The sequence below is a fragment of the Blautia sp. An81 genome (genome assembly GCF_002161285.1).
Taxonomy (GTDB): domain Bacteria; phylum Bacillota; class Clostridia; order Lachnospirales; family Lachnospiraceae; genus Blautia; species Blautia ornithocaccae.
Genome location: NZ_NFHH01000066.1, coordinates 1 through 1,568, shown reverse-complemented (window position 1 = coordinate 1,568; position 1,568 = coordinate 1). Strand labels below are relative to the sequence as shown.

The following is a 1,568-nucleotide window of genomic DNA, read 5'->3' as shown; positions in this document are numbered from 1 at the left end:
GAAAGATGGCGAGCCGTGTACATCGAGAGGTGTAAGCACGGTTCTGGAGGGGGTTACGCCAAGACCACGGACGAAAGGAAGTATGGCGTGGCGTTTCCTACCTTATGAGCTTTATACGAATATGCGCTATCTGCAATACGGTACGCTCCAGAAACTTGGTCTTGGCAATTTCGACAGTTGGGCGGCTACTTTCGGAGAAACGCAGACCGCCATAGAGCTTGCACCGGAGGGAACCGGATACCGGGCAAAGACAAGGTTTGCCAAGTTCTTCAATCTGCCGGAGCTGATTTCACTTTTCAAGGAAAGTGCGGATATTCAGACACCGGATATGCTAAAGTTGCCTGTACCGGAAGCAGAGTATGAGAACGTGGTGCTAAAGCCGAGCGAGTACCAGAAAGAAATGGTACAGTCCCTTGCGGATCGTGCGGAAGCAGTACGTGACCGCAGAGTAGATGCAACGGTTGACAATATGCTCAAAATCACCAATGACGGAAGAAAACTTGCATTAGACCAGCGTTTAATCAATGACATGCTTCCCGATGAGGATAATTCCAAAGCCACCACCTGTGTGGACAAGGCATTTGAGATTTGGGAGGAAACAAAGGAACAGAAGTCGGCACAGCTTATCTTCTGTGACTTATCGACACCGAAAGGAGATGGTACATTCAATGTTTATGAGGACATTCGCAACAAGCTGATAGAGAAGGGTGTCCCACCGGAAGAAATCGCATTTATCCATGATGCCAATACGGAAACAAGGAAAGCGGAGCTGTTTGCAAAGGTAAGAAGCGGACAGGTTCGTTTTTTGTTGGGTTCTACTGCCAAAATGGGAGCCGGAACCAACGTACAGGACAGATTGATTGCATTACACCATTTGGATGTGCCCTGGCGTCCGTCTGATGTAGGACGGATTTTGCGGACATTCAAAATAAAAAAGAATGTGGAGGTAACAGACAATGGCAAAATCATTATTTGAGGAACTGGGCGGCAAATACGAAAGGCAAGGGGATTATTTGATACCGTGCTTAACTGTACCCGCCGAAGAAGAACAGGCAATAGGCATCTGGGGGCAACGGCATTTAGATTATCTAAAACAGTACCGTAAAGTTACATACACCAATCTTCTTACAAGCGGCAGGCTAAACGCCTACCTTGCCGACATCAACAGACAGGCACAGGAACGCTTTGAAAGGCTCATAGAGGGTATGAAACAGGCACAGGGCATAACGGAACAGCTAAAGGCAGAAAACGCCTTAGAATGGACAGGATGCCTCAATAACATAAGGGCTTGTGCGAGGGAGATTGTGGAAAAGGAAATTATTTTTGCATAAACAGATGATTAGTGGCAGGGGGAAATCCTGCCGCTTTTTCTGCTTTAGTTTGTCAGCTTGACAAATAAAGGGTTAAGGAATATAATTAGATTCAGTATTATACAAGGAGTTAATAAATCCTGACTTCCGTCGTTTTTCTCCAATCCTAGTACTCAGGAGTCAAGCAGCATACAGTTTTTGAAGAGATTTTCAACCTCTTTTTCGGACAGATATAGTGCATCCAGGGTTGTCAACCCA

2 protein-coding genes are annotated in these 1,568 nt (G+C 46.0%); both read left to right on the top strand.

Going from position 1 to position 1,568, the window contains the following annotated elements:
• Positions 1–43: 43 nt before the first annotated feature.
• Positions 44–976: a hypothetical protein gene (locus B5G33_RS20825; RefSeq protein WP_242974804.1), complete on the top strand. Its 933-nt coding sequence runs from the start codon at positions 44–46 to the stop codon at positions 974–976.
• On the top strand, positions 957–1,331 hold the full coding sequence (locus B5G33_RS20820) for a TnpV protein (protein WP_001129922.1): 375 nt from the start codon (positions 957–959) through the stop codon (positions 1,329–1,331). Before B5G33_RS20825 ends, B5G33_RS20820 begins: the two co-directional genes overlap by 20 nt.
• Positions 1,332–1,568: the final 237 nt, after the last annotated feature.